General features: G+C 65.3%; 19 protein-coding genes and 1 pseudogene. 5 read left to right on the top strand and 15 right to left on the bottom strand.

Annotation, left to right across the window (positions count from 1 at the left end):
* The first annotated feature begins 100 nt into the window (after positions 1–100).
* Both ACFWN2_RS04545 and ACFWN2_RS04540 read left to right on the top strand, forming a co-directional pair.
* Positions 101–709, top strand: a complete 609-nt coding sequence (locus tag ACFWN2_RS04545) for a hypothetical protein (protein WP_382424875.1) — start codon at positions 101–103, stop codon at positions 707–709.
* Between the two features lie 59 nt (positions 710–768).
* A complete protein-coding gene (locus ACFWN2_RS04540; protein WP_382424874.1) occupies positions 769–963 on the top strand; it encodes a hypothetical protein in 195 nt (64 codons plus the stop codon).
* On the opposite strand, the gene ACFWN2_RS04535 is transcribed toward ACFWN2_RS04540, so the two are convergent.
* The 8 genes from ACFWN2_RS04535 to ACFWN2_RS04500 form a co-directional block, all read right to left on the bottom strand.
* Positions 946–1,686 (bottom strand): TIGR02391 family protein, encoded by a 741-nt coding sequence (locus ACFWN2_RS04535; RefSeq protein ID WP_382424873.1) that lies wholly within the window; start codon positions 1,684–1,686, stop codon positions 946–948. The two genes, ACFWN2_RS04540 and ACFWN2_RS04535, sit on opposite strands and share 18 nt — an antisense overlap.
* Before the next feature lie 227 nt (positions 1,687–1,913).
* Positions 1,914–2,718 (bottom strand): IS5 family transposase gene (locus ACFWN2_RS04530; protein ID WP_382424872.1). Its coding sequence is split into 2 segments (ribosomal slippage): positions 1,914–2,361 and positions 2,360–2,718, totalling 807 coding nucleotides; the frame shifts between segments, so codons are not numbered across the junction.
* A gap of 76 nt (positions 2,719–2,794) precedes the next feature.
* Positions 2,795–4,666 (bottom strand): P-loop NTPase fold protein, encoded by a 1,872-nt coding sequence (locus ACFWN2_RS04525; RefSeq protein ID WP_382424871.1) that lies wholly within the window; start codon positions 4,664–4,666, stop codon positions 2,795–2,797.
* A gap of 460 nt (positions 4,667–5,126) precedes the next feature.
* The gene (locus ACFWN2_RS04520) at positions 5,127–6,623 is read right to left on the bottom strand and encodes a recombinase family protein (protein WP_382424870.1); all 1,497 of its coding nucleotides are present in this window, start codon (positions 6,621–6,623) and stop codon (positions 5,127–5,129) included.
* A 431-nt stretch (positions 6,624–7,054) separates the two neighbouring features.
* A complete protein-coding gene (locus ACFWN2_RS04515; RefSeq protein ID WP_382424869.1) occupies positions 7,055–7,228 on the bottom strand; it encodes a hypothetical protein in 174 nt (57 codons plus the stop codon).
* Between the two features lie 536 nt (positions 7,229–7,764).
* Positions 7,765–9,849, bottom strand: coding sequence for a hypothetical protein (locus tag ACFWN2_RS04510; RefSeq protein WP_382424868.1), 2,085 nt, complete (start codon positions 9,847–9,849; stop codon positions 7,765–7,767).
* 365 nt (positions 9,850–10,214) lie between these two features.
* Entirely contained in the window at positions 10,215–10,790 is a 576-nt protein-coding gene (locus tag ACFWN2_RS04505; RefSeq protein WP_382424867.1) for a hypothetical protein, read from the bottom strand.
* Between the two features lie 18 nt (positions 10,791–10,808).
* The gene (locus ACFWN2_RS04500; protein ID WP_382424866.1) at positions 10,809–11,978 is read right to left on the bottom strand and encodes a hypothetical protein; all 1,170 of its coding nucleotides are present in this window, start codon (positions 11,976–11,978) and stop codon (positions 10,809–10,811) included.
* Between the two features lie 1,322 nt (positions 11,979–13,300).
* Here ACFWN2_RS04500 and ACFWN2_RS04495 point away from each other — a divergent pair.
* Entirely contained in the window at positions 13,301–13,894 is a 594-nt protein-coding gene (locus ACFWN2_RS04495) for a hypothetical protein (protein ID WP_382424865.1), read from the top strand.
* A gap of 31 nt (positions 13,895–13,925) precedes the next feature.
* Here ACFWN2_RS04495 and ACFWN2_RS04490 read toward each other — a convergent pair whose 3' ends face one another.
* Complete coding sequence (locus ACFWN2_RS04490; RefSeq protein ID WP_382424864.1) at positions 13,926–15,002, bottom strand: integrase core domain-containing protein; 1,077 nt, start codon at positions 15,000–15,002, stop codon at positions 13,926–13,928.
* An 85-nt stretch (positions 15,003–15,087) separates the two neighbouring features.
* Here ACFWN2_RS04490 and ACFWN2_RS04485 point away from each other — a divergent pair.
* Positions 15,088–15,273: pseudogene (locus ACFWN2_RS04485) on the top strand (Scr1 family TA system antitoxin-like transcriptional regulator); the annotation flags it as partial.
* A 148-nt stretch (positions 15,274–15,421) separates the two neighbouring features.
* On the opposite strand, the gene ACFWN2_RS04480 reads toward ACFWN2_RS04485, so the two are convergent.
* Entirely contained in the window at positions 15,422–15,748 is a 327-nt protein-coding gene (locus ACFWN2_RS04480; protein ID WP_382424863.1) for an AAA family ATPase, read from the bottom strand.
* Between the two features lie 1,571 nt (positions 15,749–17,319).
* Between ACFWN2_RS04480 and ACFWN2_RS04475 the strand changes: the two genes are divergently transcribed.
* Positions 17,320–17,895 carry a DUF4333 domain-containing protein gene (locus tag ACFWN2_RS04475; RefSeq protein ID WP_382424862.1) on the top strand — a complete coding sequence of 192 codons (576 nt, stop codon included), beginning with the start codon at positions 17,320–17,322 and terminating at the stop codon, positions 17,893–17,895.
* A 715-nt stretch (positions 17,896–18,610) separates the two neighbouring features.
* On the opposite strand, the gene ACFWN2_RS04470 is transcribed toward ACFWN2_RS04475, so the two are convergent.
* From ACFWN2_RS04470 to ACFWN2_RS04450, 5 genes are all read right to left on the bottom strand, one after another.
* Positions 18,611–19,165 carry a hypothetical protein gene (locus ACFWN2_RS04470; RefSeq protein WP_382424861.1) on the bottom strand — a complete coding sequence of 185 codons (555 nt, stop codon included), beginning with the start codon at positions 19,163–19,165 and terminating at the stop codon, positions 18,611–18,613.
* A gap of 92 nt (positions 19,166–19,257) precedes the next feature.
* Positions 19,258–20,700, bottom strand: coding sequence for an aldehyde dehydrogenase family protein (locus ACFWN2_RS04465; protein WP_382425588.1), 1,443 nt, complete (start codon positions 20,698–20,700; stop codon positions 19,258–19,260).
* Entirely contained in the window at positions 20,700–23,012 is a 2,313-nt protein-coding gene (locus ACFWN2_RS04460; protein WP_382424860.1) for a M20/M25/M40 family metallo-hydrolase, read from the bottom strand. Before ACFWN2_RS04460 ends, ACFWN2_RS04465 begins: the two co-directional genes overlap by 1 nt.
* Positions 23,005–23,595 carry an NADPH-dependent FMN reductase gene (gene ssuE / locus ACFWN2_RS04455; protein WP_382424859.1) on the bottom strand — a complete coding sequence of 197 codons (591 nt, stop codon included), beginning with the start codon at positions 23,593–23,595 and terminating at the stop codon, positions 23,005–23,007. The genes ACFWN2_RS04460 and ssuE overlap by 8 nt, the downstream gene beginning before the upstream one ends.
* Entirely contained in the window at positions 23,579–25,675 is a 2,097-nt protein-coding gene (locus tag ACFWN2_RS04450; RefSeq protein ID WP_382425586.1) for a BTAD domain-containing putative transcriptional regulator, read from the bottom strand. Before ACFWN2_RS04450 ends, ssuE begins: the two co-directional genes overlap by 17 nt.
* Positions 25,676–25,984: the final 309 nt, after the last annotated feature.

The following is a 25,984-nucleotide window of genomic DNA, read 5'->3' as shown; positions in this document are numbered from 1 at the left end:
GTCCTGGGTCACGACTTGGTAAGGAACCGCGATCGGAGAGTCACACTGGCCTGCGACCCCGCGATGTAGTGGCACCTCGATCTCGCAGGGAGGGATCCGGATGGCGCGCCCGTGGGTCCGATTCAGCCTGCCGATTCTGGTGGGCGGCTTGGCGATCGCCGCACTCTTGTTCGGTTACCAGACCTTCAAACAGGGGTCACCAAGAGGCTTGCCCGAGGTCGACGGCGGCCAGTTGGCGCTGCTGACTACTGATGTAGACGTCCAGGTCAGCTTGACCATGGATCTCACACTGGACTTCCATCCGGGCCAGGCGTGGCCCGTCAACCTGGAGATTGTCATCAACCGCAAGGAATCCGGGCCTTTTCGTTGGGCTGTCCTGTTGGCAAGGGACATCGCTCTGCCGTACTCAGTGGACGATCCGTCCGGAGATGCTCGGCCCCGTGGTGGTCAGCGAGCTTTCAACGATGTGTGGGTCCAAGGCGATGTTGGCCAGGCCTGGTACCTGCGAAACGCCCGCGCCGACCGGCCGGGCGAGCCAGGCACGCGGTTCCCCAACATGCTGGGCAGCGCCCTGGTGGGCGAGCAGTGGCGAAGTGGTCCGACTGAAGGTCGTCGGACCATCTCGCAAACCGCTGCTGCTCGAAACCGGCCCGGCGATCTACACCAACTTCCCCGTCCTCGGAGCACCCGCCAACGTTCGGCGATCTAGCGAAATTCAAGTTCAACGTCGACGGGAAGCTGGACAGCACGCGCGGCCTGTTCGTTGCAATGGCCAGCTTCGACGACAACACCCTTGATCACCTCGCCAACGTGGCCCGCGGGTCTCGCAACAACCTGATCCTCCTTGACGCCCAAGACCTGATCGCAATCTTCGACGGACGAATGACGTTGTCGGATGCGCTCATCGCAAAGATCGATGCAGCCGAACAGGAGGGACGGTGCTGGCTACCCCTTGGGCGTTAGCCATCCTTGATTCCGATCAGGTTCCAGTCCCTTACTGCGGCGGGCCGTTCGCTGCAGTAGACGCAGCAGCAGATCGGCTGTTTGCACTACCTCGGCCGCCTCGATCGCATCATCGAAGTGCACAGTGCGGTGGCTGGAAGGGTTCTTGAAAGCCCCGATCGCTCCGGCGAACAGCTCCATGATCGCCACTTGCTCACCCTTGTGAGCGTCAACGTCCGCTAGAGGTCCCGCCTCGGGCCTGAACGCCTGGCGCATCAAGTCCACACCGATAACGGAGTTCTCCAAACCAGCCATCCGACGCACCTCGACCTCGACCGTCTTCATCGCCGCAAAACACGCGGTTTCATAGTCGCCGAGGTTGAAGATGGGGCGCACCCGCTCCTCCAGGATCGGATGCAGAGAGCCCGCCAGGCGGTCACCGGCCCACAACCTGGTCAGGGCAGCGGCATCAGCCTTGGCCTCATGCCCGGCGCGAGTCAGCCGCTGCCACGCAGAAGCCGTGTTGCGGGCACTCGGCCCGATCAGCCCATGCGCCTCCAACCACGCCCAGGCATCCGAGAGCCGGTCCAGCAACTCGATCACGTCCGGCTCCTGATTGTGCTCGAACGCCTGCTCAGCACCCCGCAAGGTGCTGTTCGCGCTCACCTCGCCGGTTCCCAGGCTCGCCAGCAATCGCAGGGCAAGCTCCGGGGTGGCCAACCGCCTGATCTCGTCAGTTGGCACAGGTCCAGACATACGCATCGTCATACCCAACACTAAGCACGCGCCCCCAGATCGACCGGAGAAGCGCTGCCCGGCACACCAGACTCGGCACCGGCATCGAGCGACTTCAGCTTCGCCCTCAGGCAGGTCTTGTAGTCATCATTGGTCATGTTCCACCGAACGAGCGCCTAGGGTCGATGAGTCTGCTGCACCGATAGGTGACATCCTGAGTTGGCTAAGAGTTCCTATCAAAGGATCTTGGTGTGCCTGTAGCAGGTGATGCAGGTTGACAAGCCGAGGAACGCTTCGTGGATGTCGTCGCGGCGCTCCCAGCGGACACGCAGCCGCTTCATGCTGTGGTACCAGGCGATCGTGCGCTCCACGACCCACCTGACTGTGCCGGGCCCGGAGCCGTGATCGGTTCCTCGCTGCGCATTCTGGGGATCAATGCCCTTGGCGCGCAGTTCTTTGCGGTGCTTATCGAAGTCATAGGCACGATCGGCGTACAGCGCGTCGGGCCGGCGGCGAGGGTGCCCGCGCTTGCCCCGTACCGGCGGGATCGCCTCGATCAGCGGGAGGAGCTGGGTGACGTTGCCTCCGGTCAGTTTGTACGCCGTCGGGATATCGCCGCCCTCGGTGATCACGTGGTGCTTGGAGCCCGGCCTGGCGCGGTCGACCGGGCTGGGCCGCTTTTGGGCCGCGCCGCGCCGCCCGCACGTGCGAGCTGTCGACCACCGCACGCGACCAGTCCAGCCTGCCCGCCGCATTCAGCGCGGCCAGCAACACCTCGTGCAACCGCTGCCACACTCCGGCCTCGTTCCACTCGGCCAGGCGCCGCCAGCACGTCATTCCGCATCCGAATCCCAGCTCCTGAGGCAGGAACTCCCACTGGATGCCGGTGTGCAGCACGAACAGGATGCTTTGCAGGACAAGCCGGTCCGGGATGCGCTTGCGGCCAAGCTTGGGCAGCGCGTACTCCCACCGGGGCAACGACGGCTCGATTCGCTCCCACAGATCGCCGGAAACGATCCACGGCTGCTCACCCTTCCCCACCACTCCATGATCAACAATGATGGAGCTTCAGTCATCGCAGTTGATCATTTGGTTAGGAACTTTAGGAACTGCTCGACTAGTTCTCAGTCAGCCCGCAGCACTGCCGGATCAGGGTGTTAGTAAGCGGCCCGCCCTGCTCGTGGACAACGACGCGCCGCAGCTCCTTGTTCTTTGCCTGGGCCCGCAGGTCCTCGGGGAAGTGGTCCGCGCACCAGAGATCGTCCTTGATCCCCTCGACCGCATCGGGGTTTCGCGCGAGGACGTCCGCGATGCTCGGCCACCGCACGCGGATCAACGCCCACAGCGCCAGCGTGTCGGGAGCCAAGGTGCTTCCTTCCAGTGTCCGCACAGAACGCAGCATGCTGTAGGTGTTCAGGAACAGCTTGATGCTTCTCGGGTTGCCGTGCAGCATCGGCGAGAACTTCCGCAACGTGTGCTCCGTGTGCATACGTGTCTCTCCGGAAGCCAGGGCGAGCGCCGCCTCACCGGCAACCACCTCCCGCGCGTCCGGGCTCAGGTTCTTCAACGCATGGATAATCGCCGCTTCATCGCCCCCGGCATTCTTGATGGCGGCGCTGGCGGACGCGACCTCCGGTTCCAGGTCGTCGGACGCGAGCCCAAGCAGCCTTCCCATGAACGCCTTCTGGGTGTTGCCTCCCAGTGCCGGCATCTGCACGTTCAGCTGGAACAGCTTGTCCATGAACAAATAGCCGAGAGAACCTCCCGACGCGGCAATCGGTTCGTCGAAGGTCTCGTACGCGTGCTCGTAGCTCCGCCGAATCCATGTACCGTCCGCCGCGACGACGAAGTAAGCCGCTGGAGTGAACTGTTTCGCATCGGAGCGGTAGTGGATCCGCGGCGCGTCACGCACCAGTGCGTGGACGGAGTCCAGGAGTTCGACGACGTAGTCCTGCCGGCAGCGGTCGAGATCGTCTACGAAGAAGACCACCGGCTTCTTCGAACGCTTAAGGAGCCAGTCGAAGTGCGACGCGACACGGGTCATCGGGTTCGGATTGGACTGTTCGAAGAGCCGAGCTCCGCCTGCGGACGCCCATAGGAACGCGCGCGCCGCGACGCGGCTCCCGGCCCACAGGAACGCCACCATCACGCTCATGGGCGCGAACAGCTTGACCAGATCACCGGCCGTCGGGGTGAAGCGGCTCGCCAGCCACCAGGTCGCGTATCCGACTCCGGACGAAAGCACGAGGAGCACGATCAGCGCGACCGCGTAGGGCGCGCCCGACACCCGCATCCGCGCGCACATCCCCCTGAAGCGGAGCCACGCTCTTTCGAACGGATTGCGATCGGCGAGAAGGTGCTGCCGGAGTTCGGTCAGGAGAGCCCACCACGGCGGCGACACGCGTGACTGTTGCCAAGCGTCGAACCACACGATCACGAACGGCGGTTCCTTGAGAAGATGCGCGGCGAGCAGCATGAGGAGGCTGCTCTTGCCGGAACCCCAGCTGCCGTCGAGATGCACGAGCAACGACGTGAGCGGATCGTCCCGCTTCGACTCCCGCAACCTCACAGTGAGCACACGCGCCAACGAGTCGCGTCGCAGGAGGTCGACCGATGCTGCGGAGTCAGTCGACCACCTGACCTCGACGCCCTCTGCCGGTGCCTGACCCGTGCTGGTGTCGACTCTCGACTCCTTCAGGCGCGACGTGATTTCTTGGACCCGCTCCTCGAGCTCGACCTGCGCGCCTTCGATCCTGATCAACGTTTCTTCCGCAGCCTCCATCGCGAGCTTGATCAGGCGGCCGTCGGCGTCCAACGCGATGTCGAAGATCCTCGCCATCTCGAGGTTCGGTTGTACCTGGCCGTTCTCGATCTTGCTCAGGTGGCCCTTGCTGTACGGAACCAACTCGGTCAGTTGCGACATTGAGAGCCCACGCTCGTTACGCAGGATACGAACTTCCTGGCCGAACGTGGGCCGCGGCTCGGACATGCCTCGATTGTCGTACCACAGTTACACGTTGTTACTACCCGAACAGGTCGGCGATGACGGACAACAACCACCCTGCGTGCACCGAAAACGACGTCCACGCAGGTCAAGACGCATGTTGATACTCGTGGATGACTCAGCCGAGAAGATCATGTCAGTCCATGGCGAAGCGTTCGATCCAATGAGGTCGACAACCTGAGGCCGGACTCGCAGGGTGCCGAGCGACCGTGGGTGCAGTGCTTGTTGCTGTGTCGCTCTTACTTGCGCAGCGCCTGATGCAGATGGACCTGATTCCAGATCAGCGTGCAGTCCAACGTGTAACCGTAAAAGTTGTTGCCCAAGTCGATGAACTCAGCGACGAGAGATTGAATCGTGTCGACTGGCCCTCTGCACTAGGTTCGAGCTATTCAATAGCGCATGAACACCCGAACTGCGCAAGCTTGCTTCACGTTCGGACATTCTCTTACCCCACGGGATTCACCAGAGTTCCGTGGGGTAATTCGTTTTCGACCACTGCTAGATCCGCGTGTAAATCCAACGCGAGCGCCTGCTGAACTGGGCGACAAGCCGGTTCCACGGTTTTCAGAGTTAGTCGTGCGCGTCGAATTTCAAGACGCCGGTCGTCATAGTTAATCTGCAGGCATTGCTCACGAACTTGATCGACCAGCTCCTCGCCCACACCTACTTCCACGGGTCCAGCAGTCCGCCCGAGTAGATGTGGCAGCGCCTCGAGCAGGTGGTCTTCTCGGACGTAGAGGTTCCGTGGTTCGCCGCCGGAACGTCGTTTGGCGCTGGTGAAGCCGTGCCGGCAGCGATAGCCAGCTCGCCCGTGAACCCAGTGCCCATCCATCCGACGGCCACACAATCCACATACGACGAGCCCCGCCAGCAGGTAACGCCGTGCCTCGCCGTCCTCGGCAGGCTTCGCCACCCGCATCCCCTGCACCGCGACGAACGTCTCGTCATCGACGAGAGGCTCATGCGCGATCTGCTCGGACACCTCCCACTCGCTAACCGGGTTGTATCGCAGCGCCCCCGAGCCGCGGCCACCGGCACGTCCGCCAGGCCCGTGACCGGTTGTGCTGCTTCGGTTCCACACCTGCCGGCCGGTGTAGCGCGGGTTCTCCAGGATCATCGCCACTGTCCGGACGATCCACCGCTCCCCCGACCTGTGCGCGTTCCGCTCAGGGTCGGCGCCCGACGGGCACACCACGCCACGCTCGTTGAGCTCCCGTGCCAACGACGCCACCGTCCGCCCGCGAGCACGTTCGGCGAACATCCACCGCACCCACGGCGCCGTCACCGGATCCGGCGCCAACACCTGCACCCGCCGACCCCACCGCCCATGCACAGGATTCGGATGCCGACCACCATCAACCAACCGATACCTATACGGCGGCCGACCACCCAGAAACCGGCCCTGCAAACGAGTCTGAGACCGCATCGCCGCGAGCACTCGCTGACGAGCCCGCGCCACCTCACGCTGCGCTTGCGCACCCAACAACACCATCAACGCCTCATGCACAGGGCTGCCGAGCTCCACTGGGCCGCCTGCTTCCGGCAGCCATACCTCAACACCCAGTGCATTCAGCCGAGCCATGACCTCACGGAACTGATCACCATGAAAAGCGCGCTCGTACTCCCCCACCACGACCGCATCGAAGGCACGATCAGGATCTGAAGCAGCGGCCAGCAACGCCGCGGCCTCCGGACGGTCTAGCCACGTCCACCGCCGCGATACACCCACATCAAAGAACTCCGCGACAACCGAGCCGACACCCTCGATCAACTCATCCGACACCGCACGCTGCCACGCACGCGACGTCTGCACATCCTGAAACGTGCTCGTCGACATGCGCCCGTAGAACGCAAAGCGCAGACCAGGCTCCTCAGACTGTGCCACTGGACGGCGACGCCCCGTCAACGCGGCAACCAGTTCGGCATTCGTCAACGTGGCCACAGACAGCTCCCTCGATCAAAGCCGAGACTCGAGAGGCAGCGACACCATGACGCCGACTGGAGCTTGCTCCACCCAAACAGCCCAACAGCCCAACGAGGTCTGCTCGTGTTCGCGTAGCTTCAGGCCCGAGCTCGCTCTACCTTCGACGTCCCGAAGGTCTGGTAGTCGCTACTCGCACGCTTGGTGGGGCCGGTGCTCGTTGTCGTGCGGCTTGGTTAGCCGCACGTACCAGGGGCGCCAGGTCTCCCCTCGAAAGTCGAGTTGCGCGCGTTCAGCTGGGCTGGTGCAGCATCACGACGGCTCACACTCAGCACAGAGCCCAAGGCCAATCGGGTGAACGAGCTACTCGGTCTCCTCGGCGTTCAGGAGAAGACGTAACGCATCGTACGACTCGCTGCCCAGAACGCACCAACGCGGCCAGCACCGCACGATCAGCCCAATTTAAACTGCGCACGACCATGAGTACGGCGCAGCACCGCGACCTCATGCCGCAACACCAACAACTCGACGTCCTTGGCCGCCGAGGACCGGCCAAGCAGAACCAGCCAGCCGCCCAGCCGGACAAAGACGAGGTACAGCATTCGCAGCGCCACGCCCACGATCATGCTGACTGTGCAACGGTGCCCGACCACTGCAGCTCAACGCGTGTGTGTGGAGTTCTGGCACCCCACAGGCGTTGCAACACGGTGATTTGGAGGCGCAGAGCGAGGTTCTCGACATCCTTCTCGCGGTCAGTCAGTGGCAGTAGCCGCAGCGCGGCGAAGGCGTGGGTGACGGCAGGTAAACGAAGCGGGACCAGCACGGGGCGCGATCATGGTCGACGACCGCCCGCCGTCGGCCGAGACTCGCGACCTGCACGGACGTGCTTTTCGGCACGCACACCGCCGCCGGAGAGCTGTGTAGGCAGGCCTCCAATCGCGACGATAGTTTTACGAGCCCACAGGGTGTGAACGGCGTTGAGCAGCCATAGTTCACCTGCCAACGCCCGGTTTCGACACACGTCCCAAGCCTGTGGGGTGCCTGCGAGACAATTGTTACACCGAACGATTCGCCGGCACCTCCAGACACGAGATCACCGGCCGACAGCCCATCATCAACGAACACCACCCTCGGCATGACGTGGAATGTGGCGTACGATTTTCTACTCACTGCCCTGTTGACTGAAGTACTGCTGCAAGCGCTGATGACGGAACTCGTACACCGCCCCGACTTGACGTAGAACTCCACGATGGTGTGCGTCTTCAAGGAACCGGACAAGGTGCCAGGGAAGTTTTCGAAATAGGGCGAAGCACAGCCGCGCAGTGGCGAATCTGAACCAAGCTCCCGGGACCTGCCACCAGACAACAAAGCTAGATACGATAATAACTACGATAGCCGCTGACCCCGCAGACAATGGCTTTGACGTGCCGGCCAGCAGCAAGACCATCGCGAGTGACAGCACAGCCGCAAGTGAAGGCCCATATATTAGGGTGGCTTTGCGATCATCGGACAGTGCACTGCGAGCATCGACCGGGATATCCAGCGAAATTGTTTCAGCAAGTGCAGGAATAGACGCCCCAAGGCCCATCAATAACCCAACGGCCAACAGATTCTTCAGTCGTACGTCATGCATCAAGAGTGCGCCCATAACCAACATCATGAGAACGCCAAGGGTTGCCTGCCGTAATATTATGCGGACTGTACCCCTAAGCGTCAATACCATAGTTTTAGGCAACGGAACTAAAACTATGAACTTTTCGACTTCCGGTCTCCAGCTCGCCACCAAGGTCACAGCAAGGCCCACCAGCGCCCCTACTGAGGCTACTATGACCGCACCCACTAGATGAATTATCAGAAGGAATAAACACCATATCGCGAAGGCGCGTACATCTTCGGGTGGCCCCAACCGCCCCTTCGCGATTGCTAGGATCGTTACACCGAGCGCGAACAGTGCTCCAACCAGCGCAGCCCGGGTCGCAGAGGTGATCACATAAGGCCGTGGTAATAACAAGAACAACCGCCACCACGCGAGGTTTCCTGCGGAAGGATTCATCGCAAGTCTGCGAGCCAGGAAGGCAAGCCATTTTCGCGCATTCAGGGCGTCCGGCAGCGAATACAGCGCCGGCAGATAGGCATCGAGCAAATGGTGTTCGACAGCGGTAAGCGTCGGAAGCGCGAGCAGGTCCGCAGGGTCGGTCGATGGGGACGCATACGCGGTCTTCGCCAGATAGACGGCTAGCGGAGTGGACAGTGCTCGCGCCAGCAAGCCCTCCGGATCCCCGCGTAAAGCGGTCACGACCGACTTCCAACGTTGGTCGGCGTCTTGAGGGCCGTCTCTGAGGTAGCGGGCTGCCTCGACCGCATCGACCGGTTTCAGCTCGACGACCGCCGCACGGCCAACCAGAATACCGGTCTCGCGAATGATCTCCTCGTAGTCATCTGCGCGGCATGTCAAGACCATCGGCCTGTTACGGCCGACCACATGCGCGATGCCCCGGACCGCGTCTGCCTTCGAGGCAACCTCGTCCAATGCGTCCAGCACAGGTAGAATCATCCTGCGTTCAATTAGGTCCCACGCGACCTCAGGCCCGTGTACGCCGCGCTTGCGAAACACCGGGTGGTCGACCGAGATCCTTTGCATCATCCAGGTTTCTATGTCCTGGCTCTTCGGATCCCACGACGCGAGCGACAAGAGCACTGGCACAGGGTCGCCGACATGTCGCTGAGCGAGTAGTTGGAGGGTCAGAAGAGCCGCCGCACTAGTCTTACCGGAGCCAGGCTCTCCAAGTAGCACAAGTTGATGGCTAGGAAGCATCTGTAAAGCATCCGCTAAATCTTCGACACCTCCCCGCAACTTGAGACGCGTGGGTCTGGCAGCCATCGCCTCTACACCGACGATCTCCGCTGCACTTGGCGCTACCGGCCGTTGGGTTGAGGCCCAGCGGACGTCCAAAGGCGCCTGCTGGGTAAGTCCGCGCGCGTTGGCTTCGCGTTCCCATTGTCGGCTAACCAGCCGGGCCAGATCTTCCAACGCTTGGCCAGCATCACGGATAACGGCTCTCGCGGCGTTCGCCCGCAGGCCTACCAGACCGACGAACAACCCCGCGAGCGCGAGCAACGCACCTGAGACACTGGCGAGCTTGTCGCCAATATCCAAGGCGTCGGCCGACTTGGACAACCAAACCAAGAAGCCGATCACCGCCGTGCCGAACGCGAGGATGACGGTCCACCACCTGCCCAGCTTCACAGGGACAGCACCACCAGTCGGCCAGAACCCAAACCACCCACCCTTCCGGACGCACGCTCACCAACTGGACAATCGCCCCTAGTGCCGAAAACGTTGCAGTATGACGGAAAGCCTGTCGGCGCGGTGGTGCGTTCACTCTGTGAGGACAACCTCCGTCCTCACGGGTGTCTGCTTCGTCTGTGTCAGAAGAACAGCACGGTCAGCTGGCCGCCTGACTGCGCTGCACTGATCAGCCCTGCTCCGCCGTCGCAGAGTCACCTACTCGTGCAGCAGACCCTGCTTCCGACCAGCCCGCCCGCCGTGCGAGTCCAGCCCCCACGCCTCGGCGAACGCCTCGACCAGGATGGCCTTGAATTCGTCGAGGGTCAGAGCAGACCGACTTGGCGCAGGGGTTCGTCCACCGAGGCGTCCTTGAGCGTGTGACCGTGTTCGAGGCTCTTGAGGGTCACCACGCCTCGACTCGCGCCGTCGGCGTGGAACGTGGACCAGTTGCGGCAAGTCGGGCAGATGCGGCCGACGAGGAACGGCCGCAGCAGGTGCAAGCGGTGTCGAGTGTCCACCAAGTAGAGGCTGTCGACCTCCACACCCGCCTCGCGGTAGGTCATGGTCCGCGTCGGCGCGACCGGGTGGTCGCCCATCAACTCGCGGTAGCTGACCGTGGCTTCTGCACGGATGCTGTCCCACCGGACCGCGGTGACGTGGATGAGCGACAGGTCGGACAGGAACTCAGCCGCCGCGAGCAGGGTACGGAGGTCGGCCGCTGCCGAGTCGAGCGCATGCGGCAGGTCCGTGAAGTCCACCGTCCGCAGATGTGAGTCGTCGTTGCGGCGCACGTTCAGCCTCTTGCGAGCCGCAGCGACGCCTGGGTCGGCCAAGAGCGCGCGGAGGTCCTTCAACGGGTGGGCATCGGGAAGGTTCCGGAAGGCTTTGCCGTCGCGCACCTCTTCGAGGATCGCGGACTAGTCGCCGAATCCCAGACCTCGCCCCTTGGCAAGGGTGGCGCGGACCGTGCCGCTGTACCCAATCTCGATGTTCGCGTCACGGGCGAGGACAAGGGCCAGATGGGCGATGTAGCACAGCAGGACCTCAGCAGCTTGGAGGACGGCGTTGTACGCGTCCCGAGTGGGGCCTGCGCTGAGTTCCGCTTCCACGGTCCGCCATCGGTAGGCGATCGGGTAGGGGAACCGCGTCCGGACGATGTAGTCCTGGTCAGCGAGGTTCGACGCGGCTTCCAGCCGGAGCCGTGAGGTTCGTCCATGTTCCACGAGCCGCGACTTGGCCATCTCGAAGTCTTCGTCGTCGGGGAAAGCCGACTGCAACACGGTTTCCGCTTCTATCCGCCAGGTCTCGAAACTCCGCGCGGCCTCGGCTAGATCTGACAGGGCCGCGGTCAACGCCTCGTCCAGCCTGGGCAAGGGCAATTCCCGGAGTGTCTGACGGTTGAGGTGCGCCGCACCACCACGGGAAGCGTCGAGCAACTCCCGGGCCAGCGCCGAGCGCAAGTACTGGAGAACCACTGTGCGTTGAGACCCGTCCAGCTGCGGCTTCGGGCGCAGCACCGCAACAGACTGGTTCGCTGCCGCGGGAAGGTCTTCTTCGGACACCTCAGCCACGACGAGGTTTTGCCCCGGCAACCTCATGGCGCGCGTGACGACATCGCCGACGCACAGCTGCCGGTCCGCCGAAACCGTCGCCCATTCTGCCTGTTCGTCGGAAAGCACGATCGTGCCGTCGCGCGTGATCTCACGGCCGCTGAGAACGCGAACGGCGCCGGGAGCGTCCACATCGCACTTGAGCGCACGGTCGGCAACGGAGTGGAGACCCGGCGGCAGGATCTCGAACACCCCGTCGATCGTGGCAGCGCCACCGAACGCGGTGAGGGACTCGCGTCTGGCTTTGAGCCGAGGGTCGTGACGCGCAAAGCTCAGCGGCTCCTTCGGCTCGGGCACGTCCCGGAGCACGTACCCGAAGTCGCCCCGCCCGCCTTTCCTGGCGAGCAGCCGGTCGAAGTCGTCGAGCACGGCCTTCTCGTCATCGGCCGCCGAGTACTCGAAGATCCGCAGCGGCGGCGCTTCACCCTCCGCTCGGGGACGGAGAAAAACGGTGGCGATCCAGAATCGGTGGTGCACACCCGGCAGTACACCCTCGAGTACTGCGCGAGCACTGGGCACCAGGTGCGGAAGAGCTCTTCTCTGAACCTCTCGGCGCCGACAGGCCCGAGCAGACTCATCGCCGGGATCACGGCCGCGAGCAACGAGCCTGATTTCGGCGGCGCGCAGTCCAAGAGGACGAGCTCGTGCTCATCCCGGACAACCGACCCCTTGAGGTCGTCACGGCGGCGCCACGGCGGCAGGAGCAGTGCGGGACTGCCGGTCAGCACGTCGGCTACCGCCGCAGACAACTCGGAGGCCGAGTTCACCTCCTTGACCGGCCAGGAACCCGGCAGATCGGCCCACTCGATCTCTCGGTCTTCGAGCGTGATCCGCAGCACGGTGGGTTCGGTTCCGGAGAAGTGGTCGAATCCTCGGTCGACCAAGGTGAAGAAGAGTGATGAGAAGGTGCGGCGACCTGACGACTGTTTCGTGGCTCCGCTCGACACAGCGGACGGTCCTACGGGAAGACCGGTGCGCAAGCCCGCGGACATCACTGCAGATCTTCGAAGGCGTTGCGCCGGCCAGTGATCGGCCGGTGCGGTGCTCGTTTCAGTGCCCCCGTTTCTTGACCCGGCGTTCGACGATGAGTTCCCACGAGGCCCATGAGCTAGCCGTTTACCGACTCACGAGAGCGAGTCGCCCCCGCGACAGACCGACCCGGAGCAACCGGCATCCACGGCAGAGCCGAACGCCTACACGATCTCGTCAACCAGCGGCGCCACGTCCCAAGACGCGCGCTGTAGCGCTCCGCCGTCGCAGCAACCTCCAAGTCGCCCACCTCGCCCCCCACGATTTCGAGCGTGCCACCGTTCACGCGCGTCGTCGTGCTGGTCGTGATCCTTGCCGGACGGCGCATGGCGTCCCCTGGTGTCTGCCGCAATCGCCGAGACTGCGGACTGACCGTCTCCGCGTTCGCGCCCCTGCGACCCGCTCGTCTTCAGCTCCGGTACGCTCTTTCGCCATGGGAACTGGGCGCACACGGATGCATGCGGGTAACACCCGCATGCATCCGTGTGCGCCCTTCAGTTTCACCATGTGGCTGTCCTCGATACCGATGGCCGCACTTCTGCTGTTCGACGACTGCTCACGGGTGCGAACCGTGTCATCCACCACGTCGCGGGGCTCGTTCCACGCCACGCCTGTCGGAGCTCTCTGCGTCCTTCGCCGGTGATATTCCAGCGCTCTTGTCATCTCTCCAGGATTGGCCAAGGCGCGCCGGGGCATCCGTATGTGCTGTCGCCTTTGTTGCGGCACATGGACTTCTGCCCCGGTGAGAACCTCACCGAGAAGGGCATTTCGTGTCTTCGCTCCAACTCCTCGCTGACTTCGCACAGAACCCGCTTTCCGCAGGCGGCACGACCTTCGTCGGGTCAGTCGTCATCGCGCTCATCAGCAGCACCATCGGTACGGTCGCTGGGATAAATCTGCACAAGCGTGGGCGCGCGAACGACCAGAGCGACCGCGCCGACGACAGACACGCCGACGTTCAGCAGCGGCAGAACAACCGCGACTGGACCATGCGCCAGCGTGATCACGAGTTTGCGCAAGCCTCGCTCGACCGCGTCTACATGATCTGTGCGCAGCTCGACCTGAACCCTCGAACGTCAGATGGACTCGTTGAGCTCGGTGTACCGCAGGTCGCACTGGATCTCCGCCAGGTAGCGCACAAGATGCAGCCCGGTGACGCCCGTGAAAAGATCCTGCACCTTCACCAGCAGCTCACCCGGATCATCGACAGTCCGCTTCCGGGCGGTGTGCGCGATGGCTGGCAGAGCGACACTGCAGCTGTCATCTACGCTGCGTGCGTGCAGAACGGTGAGTCCGCGCGGCTGATCGATGCTCTCCCCAGCACTCGGGATGCCATCACCGCGTTGTGGGGCCTGAAAGCCTGACCTGTGCCGCTCGGAAAGTGGTCGCTGCAGCTCAAGCTGCATATCGGTACTCGTTGATCACCCCACCGAGGATCCGCGTGCGGACGGGTTGACCGCCAGAGACGTCAAGATCATGCGCCGCTCCGGTGTGCTCTTGGACGTCTGGCGGTAGCTGGTCGCGGGCCTGGTGAGGCCGGTGTTCGTTGTAGTGCGTCTGGTAGGCCGCAAGTACGTGACGCGCATGGCTTTCTCCCATGATGAGGACGTGGTCGAGAATCTCGCGGCGGATGCTGCCGATGACCCGTTCGCAATGCGCGTTCATCCGCGGAGCTCGAGGCGCAGTCGCAATCACTCGCAGTTCCTCTGCCTCAAATACGGCGTCGAACGCGTCGCCATACTTACCGTCGCGGTCACGCAGCAGGAAGCGAAAGGACTCTATGCGCGTTCCAAGCTCGCTGGCCAGGTTCCTTGCCTGCTGCACCGTCCACTCCCGCGTCGGATTCGCCGTAACTCCAGTGATGTGCAAGCGCCTGGTGCCGTGTTCGAGAAACGCCAGCGCGTACAGGCGCGCTCCGAGCACGGTGTCGATGTGGAAGAAGTCAGCCGCGATGATCCCCTCAGCCTGCGCAGTCAGAAACTCCCGCCACGTCGGGCCGCATCGCCGCGGCGCCGGATCGATGCCCGCGCGGTTCAGGATCTCCCAGACCGTCGAGGCCCCCAGGCGATGACCAAGCCGAACCAGCTCACCATGGATCCACCGATGACCCCACCGCGGATTCTCTCTAGCGAGCCGGAGTACGAGCGCCTTCATCGCCGCTGCGGTCGATGGACGCCCGGTTCGCCGGCGCGCGGTGTGATCCCACTTCCGGGCGATGAACCTGCGGTGCCAGTCGAGCAACGTCCCTGGGGTAACCGGAAAGACCTCCTGCCAGCGCGAGCGATGCACCAATCTCGACAGCACCGCGAACCAGAACCGGTCCGCAGGCTCGTAACGAACCGGACCAGTCAACTGCCTACGAAGCACAACGTTCTCGTGCCGCAGAACGAGAAGCTCCGCATCCTTAGCCGCCTCACCTCGAAGCAGCACCGCCGGAACAGACAACAACTTGCAGACCACCTGGTACAACAACGAACAGACCACCCAGACATGCTCTCAGCTGGGAGAACCTCAACGCTCAGAGCAGCGATGACTTTCCGGGCGACACACCTTCGCATGGATGAACTTCCCGCACAGACAGCACAACGACGTGGTCTACACGGAAACCTTCTTGCGCTCCGAATACCTCGAATCTCGTAGCGAGGTCGAGCAGGTGGCCGACAGGTTCTCCGCGTTGCGACAACTGGCGCTCGACGAAGACGAGTCACTGGAGTTCATCGCCGAAGCCGCCGCACGCCTATAGGAAGCCGTGGACGTTTCCCACCCGGCACCAGTCTTCCCGACTCCGGGGAGAGGCTGTCCGCAGTGCATGACTACCGTCGTCTTGCCGCACCTGGCTCTCTCAGCACGCGCGCGAGCCAACTGTTCAAGCAGTCCACCCTCAGGCACCGCTACTCCTCGGTGACGTAGCGCAGATAGGCCTCCGGCCTCGCCATGTACCGACGCCAGTGATCGACCAGCGCCAGGTCCTCCCACCTCGATCGCTGAAAGCCGTGCTCCCCTACCTCGATGATGTCGGCGTCCGGTGTCGACGCCAGGATCGGCGAGTGGGTCGCACAGATGATCTGCGCCCCCGACTTGCCCAGCTCGTACATCAAATGCATCAACCGCAGGCAGGACTGGAACGACAGCGCCGCTTCGGGCTCGTCCATCAGGTAGAAGCCGGGCTCCCGGAACATGGCGGCGAATACGGTGAGAAAGCCCTCTCCGTGGCTCATCTCGCTCGTGTCCTCGTCCCAGTACCCCGTTCATGCCGCTCACCGCGTTCATGAACCCGAACGCGGTCTCCGCGCGCAGGAAGTAGCCCTTGCGCTTGGTCCGAGGACCGATCCGATGGCGCGAGCCGAGGGCGGTGGTCTCGAACTGGATCATCTCGCCGAGCTCGGACTTCGGCCGATCGTTGACGTACTTCCGTCCAGCCCGCCCGCCCTGTCCGTCCAGTCCCCACGCCTCAGCGAACGCCTCGACCAGAGTGGACTCGCCGGAGCCGTTTTCGCCGACCAGGAAGGTCACCGGCCGCTCGAACGTCATCCCTTCGTCCGCCAACTGGCCGACACACGGCACGTCAAGGGGCCACGTTCTCCGCGAGCCACGAGGAAGCGACTCAGCGGGAATGTACGCACGGCGGGCGAGCATGAGCAGATGTCCTTTGGTCAGTTGGTCCAGAGCGGATTCTCGCGAAGGAACACCGTTGCCACCCGGCGACACGTCGGCCAGGTCATTTGGACCATACATGTTGGGAATACACACGGTTTCGAGGCCGCTGAGCGAACTCCGTTGCGAAAACTGATGACGTCCTAGCCATCTTCGATCACCACGTCAGGATGTCAGCCAGCGTCTCCTCCTGCACGTTTCCACCTGCAATCACCGTGACAACACGCACGGCCACACCGACCCGTCCGGTGCGATCGCGCCCTACCGCCGCAGCTCCGATCGCAGGTTTCACCCTGGCCAGAGCATCCGTCACCCACCTTCCACCACGATCCAATCGCATCTCATCCCATTCCGACTTTGATCGGCTGTACGGTCTCTCGGCGCCTTGCTGCGCGAGGTTTCGATCATGGTGAAGGCACTGTCGGAGTCGGACAGGAGAACGCGAAGTCCGAAGATGAAGACCGGCGACTGTCCGATCTGGATGACCAGCGCCCCGCCGAACGCACGCGCCACAACCATGCGACACCCTCGGTCTCCTACAAGCCGTGCAGGATGAGACCAGCAGGTGCACCAGCCAGAGGCCCAGCCGTCACCGCCACCTGCGGCCGCTCCGAACGATCATGCGCGCAGCGAACGTTCAGCGGCCGTAATTGGTGTTGTTCTGAATGATCCAGTCAGGCGAAGTCGCCACCAGCACTCGCAAAGACCGCGGTGAAGGAGTCGGCGAGTCGAACTCGATCAACACATCGCCAACATAGCTCATCGGAGGGCCCGACGCTGTGACAAGACATCGGTTCCATGCACAGCCTGGCGAAGTCGCACACTCGGTCTTCGATCAAGCGCGGAGAACCGCCACCACACGCTCACCTCCATCGTCCCGCAGATGGAGGCGGCCCGCGGGGCCGATTGATCGGCCTCGGAGGACGGTTCGGAAACTCCACGACTGGCCCGCGGACGAGGTCCGTGACAACAGGTGGGCACCATCATGGCGAAATAGCGCACGCGCGATCCGCCGGAGCGACCAACCGGGCACGAGCGGTGTGAAAGCTCTTCGTGGCTTCTGCCGATCGGACCTGCCGGCCTGGGGCGGGCAGTCGTCCCGCCCAGGCCAACCGCCCGACGCCACAAGCCAGCCATGACCAGCGGATCGCTCAGCAAGGAGTGTCCTCAGCAAAGTCGAGAGCTCGCGCAGATGTCCACCCAGGCTCTGCGCACCGCTTCGCGCGTGCCGCAAGAGACGAGCCGCGCACGCCCCGATACCCGGATGCGCTGTAACAGCTTGATCTGCGATCTCGATCTGACGCAGGTGACCTCCCGACTCACATCGCTCGCCGTGATCTCGCTGTTGGCGGCCGGCTGCACGTCACCGACGCCAGGGACACCAGTTCCCGCTCCTAGCACGGTTACCGTCAGGGGAGCCGCCGTCGTCCCCCGCAGCACTGTCGGCGTGGTCCCCACTGTGACCGTTACGCGAACTGCGCCACGAGAACGCCACGTGTTCATGACCGACGCGGTGGAGTACGGCGTCGGCCAGGTTCTCACCGACGAGTACAAGATCAGCGATGTTGGACGCGTAACCTGCCCTGAGAGCCAAGACGTCGAGCCCGGCAGGACATTCATCTGCGCCGTCGCTGTCGGCGGCGTCGACAGGTCAGTGAAGATCACGGTGAAGACTGCGGACGGCGAGTACGAGGTCGGCCAGCCGGGCTGACGAGTTGGCATCAGCAGTACCAACAACCCCAACACCCGAATCCTCTGGTGCGCCCGAGCTTTACCGCCGCATCGAGCCCTGGGACGCGGCCACCTACTGAGGCGCCCCCAGCTGCGACGATCTTGGATCGGAATCGCTGGCGAGCTTCGAGAAGCGGATGGCGATCCTAAGGGCCCGGACAGCATGGAGGCGTACTCCTGGTCGACGTCGTGATGACCTTCAGCCAGTCATCACCGACGAACAACAACACCTCACACACCTGCACTCCTCGACAACACCCGATCAGCGGAAGAACGCCAGCAGTTCGGGTCGGACAACGGGGGTACTACTGCACGCCGCGAGCCGAGCGCCCGCGCTTGGCAAAGTCGATGCCGTAGAGCAGCGTGGCGCGAATCGCCGCCTTCGACGCCTACCACGCAGTCGACCTGATCACGCCGCGACCGTTGCTGCTGATGCCCGGAACCGACGCCGTGACGTCGTGGACAAGCGTTCCAGAGGGCCGATGGCACCAAGGAGTTCCAGTGGATCGACGAGGCGACGCACGTCGACCGGTACGACAAGAAGGTGCAGCAGGTCATCGAGCACGTCGCTGAGTTCTTCGGCAGGAACCCGCAGACGCGGGAGACGTCCGGACGCACGATCACCCGCCTATCAGCGACGCCACGTCGTGTGGCGCAACACCGCCGCACGACAAGGGCCGGAGTGGAACCGGCGGCTACCGTCCGGTGTTGTTCGGCGCGCCGGGAAGGTCCTGCAGAGTCCGGTAGAACTCGGCGCCGGGATTGCGCTCCACGACCTTGCTCGACAGCGTTCCGCGCACTAACGAGATGAGGAAAGGCACAGCACCAAGGTCGTGTCGTTCCCACGACCCGTTGGTACCTCTGACCACGACAGGCCAGTGGTTCGGGTCTCCGTCATCCGCCAGCCAGAACAGCTGTCCCTTCACTGGGTAGTCGAACACGGCCCACGGGATCAGGCCTGGAAGCTTCGGATAGGCGTCGTAGGGATGCTTGTCGTCGGCCAGTTCGAGCATGAGGTCTCGGAACATGGCGAGGTGGTCACCCTCCCGCCCGGTGATGGTGGCGGGTCCGACCAACGCTGTGCCCGCGTACTCGCCGAACGGGATCGTGTCGAGAAGAGCCTTGTAGTCATCTGGCAGCGTTGTGCCGAGCAAGTCCTCGGTCCGCTTCCAGTCGGGCTGCCACTTCGGGTGTCCGGACCAGCCGACCACGTCGGCGAGGACCTCGACAGCCGGTGACCACGATGCCATTCCTTCAAGCTCCTCAACTTCCGAATGATCCACTTTGTCGGTTATACAAGCTGTGATGTCGGCAAGAGGGAGTTTTCGTTGTGCCGTCGGCCTCATCCGGGCGACAGGTGAGGGCCAGGAGCGCTGCCGAAGTGGTGCATCACGTGCTTGACGCGGGTGTACTCGTCCAAGGCGTAGCGAGAAAGGTCCTTGCCATAGCCAGAGTTCTTGAAGCCACCATGCGGCATCTCCGGTGTGAACCGCATGTGCGTGTTGACCCAGACACAGCCCGCTTCCAGTGCGGCGGTGAACCGATGCGCACGACTGTGGTCCGAGGTCCACACGCTGGCGGTCAACGCCTGAGGCACACCATTGGCCAGCGCCACGGCTTCCTGCTCGGTGGCGAACGTCTGCACCGTCACGACAGGTGCGAACAGTTCTTCGGTGACGACCTCGTCATGCTGTTCAACTCCCGCGAGGACCGTCGGTGCCAGGAAGTACCCGACGTCGCGCTCCCGCTTTCCTCCAGCCAAGATCTTCACGTGGTCCGGTAGCCGCCCGAGCACCGCGAGAACCCGATCGAAGTGGGCCTTCGTGATCAGCGGGCCGCAGAAGGCGTCCGTGTGCGCGGGCGGGCCGACGACCGTTGCCTCGGCATGGGCTGTCAGTGCGCGGGTGAACTCGGCGGCGATCGGTTCCTCGACGAGCACGCGCGTCACGGCGGTGCAGTCCTGTCCTGCGTTGAAGAAGGCCGCTTCCGCGATGTTCCTCGCCGTGTCCCAAGGATCCACGTCGGCGAAAACGACGGCTGGCGCGTTGCCGCCCAGTTCCAGGTGCACCCTGGTCACTGAGGTGGCTGCGGCTCGGGCGACCTCGACGCCGGCACGCGTGGAGCCGGTGAGCGCGACCGCGTCGACGTGGTCGATGAGAGCACGCCCGGTCTCCGGTCCGCCGCAGACCACCGACAGGGTGCCCGCGGGCAGGAACTCCGCCGCCGCTTCGGCCAGCAGCGAGGCCGTTGCCGGTGTCGGTTGTGCGGGTTTGAGGACCACGGCGTTGCCCGCCGCGAGAGCTGGAGCCGCCTGCCACACGGCCATCAGCAGCGGGTAGTTCGACGGCAGCAGGTGACCCGTGACGCCGATCGGTTCCCGGCGCACGTAGGACGTGTGACCGGGCAGGTACTCGGCGGCTCCGATGCCGTCGTGGAGTCTGGCGGCGCCGGCGAAGAACCGGAGGTGGTCGGCGGCTGCGAGGACTTCCTCGTCGAGGGTGCTCGCCAGTGGTTTGCCCGTGGTGAGCACCTCCGTCCTGACGAAGCGGTCCGCTTCGGCCTCCACCGCGTCCGCCAGGCGCAGCAGGGCGCGCTGGCGCTGCCCTGGGGTGGCCGCGCTCCAGGACATCGCTGCCTGGCGTGCGGCCGAAGCGGCACCGGCGACCTCGTCCGGGGTGGACTCGGGCGCCTGACCGACGGTGTCGCCGGTGCACGGGTCGACCAGGTCGCTCCACACCGGCGAGGACTCGTCCCGCCGGCCCGCCACGACGTTCGCCACCCGGATCACCGATTTCCTCCTGGTACCACGATTTCCGGCAACGGCCGGCGTGTGCTGACGAAGGTCGCGTTGTCCAGCAAGGTTTCCCCCAGTGCGGGCGCGGTGGTGCTCGCGGACTGTCCCGCGAGCGCTTCGGGTAGACCGCCGGTCCTGTCGGCGACGCGCAGTGCCGGTTCTCCCCTACCGGGTGCGATGTCCAGCTCGACCACGACACCTTCGGGAGGCACGCCCCACACCCACAGCTCCCACGCGTCCTCCCGCGGCCCGTCGGAGCTGAGACTGAGGTCGCCGGGCTCCGCGCCTTGCACGCGGTAGCTCAGAACCCGCACTCCGGTGAGGAACAGCGCGAGCTCCGCCGCTCCTCGGGCAGACGCGGCGGTGATGCGCACGCGGCCTGGTGAGCTCACCTCCACAGCCGTGATTGGAGGCGGCAACGGCAGCGCGGCGGCGGATGCCCGCTGAACTGGGGCAGACCAGGCCGGCCAAAGGTCGGAGACGTCTGCGGGCTTCCCTTCTGCCGACGGCACCCCACCCGGTTCGGTCGAGAGCAAGGCAGCCGTTCCCGCAGTGGCGTCGAGGAAGTAGGAGGCGGCCGCCCGGTGCGCGGGTGCCTGTCCGGTGGGGATCGACGCGACGAACCCGATCACCAGCGCCGCCGCCATGGCCAGTGCAGGAACGCCGCGAGGCGGGCGTGGCGCGAGCGTGGTGCCGATGAGCGGCATAAGGGTGAAAGCCAGTGCCAGGACGGAGGCGGCGACCGCGATGAGGATCACCCCGAGGGCGGTGGACAGCTGCATCACCAGCGGGACCACGATCACCACGACCGGTACCAGGACCAGCGCGGCGGCCGTGGCCTGCGCGACCGGACCGGGCTCGCGCCGCGTCAGCCACCACGAGGCCAGCGCGCCGAGAGCGGGCCAGGTGAACACGTAGCTGGCACCCGGCAGCAGGGCGGCGGTGGCCGAGGCTGCGGCGGCCCACACAAGAACGGCGCCGAGAGCTTGGTGCCGGAGGTCGACCCACCGCCGCGCCAGCAGCGCCAGCGACGCGCTGAGCGCAAGAGCGAGGAGGGCGAAAGCAGCCAGCGCCAACGAGTTCGCGGGGATGTCGCCGTAGTCGGCTGCCTCCGGGTGCCTGGTCGCCACCAGGGGCGCGGCGAGCCAGGCGACCGCACCGACGACGACAGGGTGCACGACGGCGACGAGGGCACCGCCGGCCACGCGGAGCACCGACACCTCCCCGCCTCGCCGAGCCACGACCAGTGCGGCCGCGCACAGCAGCGCCACGGTCAGTGCGAGCGGCAGGGCCAGCGGTTCGGGGTAGGACACCACCCACCACAGGGCGGTGAAGTGGACCGAGTCGCCGGCGGGTGGCGCGGTGAGATCAACCGCGCCCAGTGCCCTCGCCAGGCCAAGGGCGTACTCGCCCTGGTGCTGCACGCTCGCGGGGTCGACGTTCGCCACGGTGTCGTGCGGTCCGTGGTAGTGCGTGTACCCCTCTAGGTAGGCGAAGTTCATCCCCTGGTGGCCCGCCGCCGCGAAGACGGTGAAGTCGGTCAGGTTGGGCAGGTAGCGGTACGCCTCGGCGAACAGCGAACTGGTCTGGGGACGCACGCTGTGCCGGGCGAGCAGGTCGACCAGCCACGCCGAGTCCGCACCGGTCTCGAACATCAGGGTCGGGCCGGAACTGCCCCGCGCCTCGAAGTTCAGCACCAGTGCCGCGTCCGGAAGGCCCTCGGGATCCTCGACGAGCGCTTTGGCGCCGAGCAGACCGATCTCCTCGGCGTCTGTGAAGACGAAGAGCAGGTCGTTGCGGGGGCGCGGACCGGCCATCACGGCCCTTGCGGTCTCGAGCAGCGCGGACGTGGGCACTCCGGCATCGTTGGCTCCGGGGCCCGCGGCGACGGAGTCGTAGTGCGTGACCAGGGCCACCGGCCGCGTGCTGGCCGTGCCGGGCACGCGACCGATGACCGTGCGCAGTGCCGCGCCGGCGTGACGCGCCTCCCCACCCAGCGGCGCGGGACCGAGCAGGGAGACCGCCGAACCCGTGTGGACGCGCGTCTCGAGGCCGAGCGCGGTCAGCCTGTCCACCAGGTACTGCCGGGTTCTGGCGTGCGCCTCCGTACCGGTCGGTCGTGGGCCGGCGGCGATGGTCGTCAGGTGCTGCACGGCCCGGGACGCGGAGAACCGGTCGGCCGGAGCGTCCGCGGGCACCGCCGACGGTGGCCGTCCCACCCACAACGTCAGTGCGAGCACCGCCACACCCAGCAGCACGACGGTGAGGCGGACCGGCCACAGCGCGGGCATCCTCTCAGGCACGGACGTTCCAGGGCTCGGCTGCCGCCGCGGGGTGCGCGCCCTGCAGGAGAGCGCGGTGGAAGACCGACACCGCGGCCCCGACCGCGGCCTCGGTCCGCGCCGCAGGTTCGATGCGGCCCTGGCGCCGGGGAAGGTCATCGTCCTGCACGAAATGCCCGCGCACGACGTGACGCGCCCCCATGGTCTGGGCGACAGGGCGCAGCGTGTAGTCCAGCGCCAGCACGTGGGCCGGACTGCCCCCGGTGGCCAGGGGCATCACGGTCTTCCCCGCCATCGCGTGCCGGGGAAGCGCGTCGAGGAAGAGCTTGAGCAGCCCGGAGTAGGCGGCCCGGTAGATGGGCGTGATCAGCACCAGCCCTTCCGCGGAGTCGACCGCGGCGCACGCTCGCACGAGCTCGGGGTCACTGACCTCGGCGTGCACGAGCGCCTCCGGCGGCAGGTCCCGCACCCGCAGGTGGTGCGTGCGGCATCCCACGTCCGTCAGCAGTCCCGTCACGTACTCGCCCAGCCATTCTGGCCGCGAGCCGACGCGCGGGCTGGCGGAGACCACGAGAACGGTCCCCGGCTCAGGCGCTGTGGACACGGTGACCGACCTGCTCGTTGTCCGGCAGCACTCCCCTGCACTGCCCGGCTCGGGCCAGCGCGGCGATGTTGGAGCCTTCCTGGTCCAGCCAGGCAAGCGGCTGGTCGGCCACCTTCCGCAGCGTCCAGTACCCGACGTGCCCCTCGACCTGGGAGGTCATCTGGGCGGGGATCCTGTTCTCCAGCAGTTGGTTGGCGTAGTCCTGCAGTTCCCGGCCGGCGTCGGCCAGCCGGGCCATGGCGCGCGTCCTGGCCTGGTGATCGAGCTCGGCGTGAGCGAGACGGCGGGCGTGGATGCGGACCAGCGGGTGGAAGACGTAGCAGGCCCCACCGCCGACACCTTCCCCCGCGATGTCGAGGGCCTGGTGCTCGACCAGGAGGTCGAGGTCGCGCTGGGCCTCGCCCTCAGACAGGCTCGCCACCGCCGTGGCGGCCCACGCGGGGATGTGGACGAGGTCGGGCAGGCTGAGCATGAGCCACAGCGCCCGTGTTCGTGGTGGCAGTCGATCTGCCGCCACGTCGAGCCGGGCAGCCAGGTCGAGCGAGCCGTAGGACAGCTCGGCCAGACGCCGGTTCTCCTCTGCGAGGTGTTCGACGAACCGGTCCAAACGCAGCTGCGGGCGGGCGTGCAGCCGTGCGCCGGCCGCGCGGAGGGCCAGTGGCAGCCGTCCGGACAATCCCGCGATCGCGCGGACCGCACCGCGTTCCTGCTCGACCCGTTCGACACCAATGATCTTGGCGAGCAACTGCACGGCGTCGTCGGTCTCCAGGCCGTCCAGGCGGCGGCTCACCACGCCGGGCAACTCCATCAGGCCGACCTGGCCGGTCACCATCACGACGGCGTCCTTCCCGCCCGGCAGCAACGGCTCCACGCTCGTGGCGTCGGGAACGTCGTCCAGGACGATGAGGATCCGGCGACCCGCGATGGCACTGCGGAACTGCGCGGCGCGGCTCGTGAGGTCGTCGGAGATCCACTGGTCCGACATGCCCAGCGCGTAGAGAAAGGACTGGAGGATCTCCATCGCGGATGCCGCAGACGGCGCGCTTCCCCGCAGGTCGGCGTAGAGCTGGCCGTCCGGGAACCAGTTCCGCACGCGGTGTGCGGCGTGCAGCGCCAGCGCGGTCTTGCCGACACCGGTCCGCCCGACGAGAGACACCACCTGCGGCCTGGCGGAGTCGTGCGACAACAGGCCGGTGAGCCACTCGAGCTCTTCCCAGCGACCGGTGAAGTCGCCGACGTCGAGCGGAAGTTGCGCGGGCGACTTCGCGACACGGCGACCGCGTTGATGCGGGGTCGGTGGAACGGGCGTGCCCGCGATGATCCGGCGGTGCAGCTCCTGCAGGCGCGCGCCGGGTTCGAGGCCCAGGCTGTTGATCAGCATCGCGCGACCCGAGCGGTACACCGCGAGTGCGTCGGCACGACGGTGTGAGAGGTAGAGCGCCGTCATCAGCTGAGCACGCAGCTGTTCGCGGAGCGGGAACTCCGCCACGAGCATCTTCAGTTCGCTGACCAGCTCCGCGTGCTGTCCCATGGCCAGCCGGATGTCGAGCTGTTCCTCCAGCACAGCGAGCCGTCGTTCCTCCCAGTGCGCCGCCACCGCCTGGACCGGTCCGCTGGTGAACTCGGCCAGCGGCGCGCCTTCGAACAGCGTCAGCGCTTCGGAGTAGTTGCTCGTGGCTCCGGCGAGATCACCCGCTTCGACCCGTGCGCGTCCACGGCGCACGTGCTCTTCGAACAGTTGCGCGTCGAGCACTCCCCCGGCGAGGTGCAGGCGGTAGCCGCCCTGGCCGGTCTCGATGATGTCGGCGGGCGCTCCGGCGGCTTCGAAGGCCCTGCGCAGGCGCCAGACGCAGGTCTGAATCTGCTTCTCCACGGTGGCGGGCGGGGAGCTTCCCCACACCGCGTCGATGAGCCTGCCTACCGGAACGAGTTTCCCGACGTTGATCAGCAGCAGTGCCAGCACGTTCAGCTGGCGATTCTTACCTAATTTGACCTGCTTCCGGCCGACCGAAACGCACAGGGGCCCCAGAATCTTGAAGTAGATCTTTGCGTCAAGTTCTTCCCCGTTCGATACAAGCACTTTCACAGCCCCCAAGCCGGTGTACGAGAGGATCGCTCACGGGATCCGACATCAACGGCGCGCGGTAGCGCCGCGACAAAAGGGCACTCTGCCTCCACGAGAGAAGACCACTGCAAGAACCCCCAAGACGCAAAACCGAAAGCAACGACAGCTTCCGCTCATGGCGGAATATCACGAGGACGCGCGGAACCGACCTCCCCGCCGAGCGGGCCGACCTGGCCCCGCCGCTCGGTTGATCACAGCACCGCCCTCACGCGAGGCCACGAACTGCGCCGCCACCCCGTTGGAAACTCCCACATCTCGCTACTG

This window comes from Lentzea sp. NPDC058436, from assembly GCF_042721515.1.
Lineage (GTDB): Bacteria > Actinomycetota > Actinomycetes > Mycobacteriales > Pseudonocardiaceae > Lentzea.
Note: the sequence above shows the minus strand (reverse complement) of the source record. Positions and strands in the feature narration are given on the sequence as shown.

Excerpts from the sequence above, each read along its gene's own strand:
- ACFWN2_RS04545 (WP_382424875.1), top strand. The coding sequence starts at position 101 with ATGGCGCGCCCGTGGGTCCGATTCAGCCTGCCGATTCTGGTGGGCGGC.
- ACFWN2_RS04540 (WP_382424874.1), top strand. The coding sequence starts at position 769 with ATGGCCAGCTTCGACGACAACACCCTTGATCACCTCGCCAACGTGGCC.
- ACFWN2_RS04525 (WP_382424871.1), bottom strand. The coding sequence starts at position 4,666 with ATGTCCGAGCCGCGGCCCACGTTCGGCCAGGAAGTTCGTATCCTGCGT.
- ACFWN2_RS04515 (WP_382424869.1), bottom strand. The coding sequence starts at position 7,228 with ATGATCGTGGGCGTGGCGCTGCGAATGCTGTACCTCGTCTTTGTCCGG.
- ACFWN2_RS04480 (WP_382424863.1), bottom strand. The coding sequence starts at position 15,748 with ATGAGCCACGGAGAGGGCTTTCTCACCGTATTCGCCGCCATGTTCCGG.
- ACFWN2_RS04475 (WP_382424862.1), top strand. The coding sequence starts at position 17,320 with ATGACCAGCGGATCGCTCAGCAAGGAGTGTCCTCAGCAAAGTCGAGAG.
- ACFWN2_RS04470 (WP_382424861.1), bottom strand. The coding sequence starts at position 19,165 with ATGGCATCGTGGTCACCGGCTGTCGAGGTCCTCGCCGACGTGGTCGGC.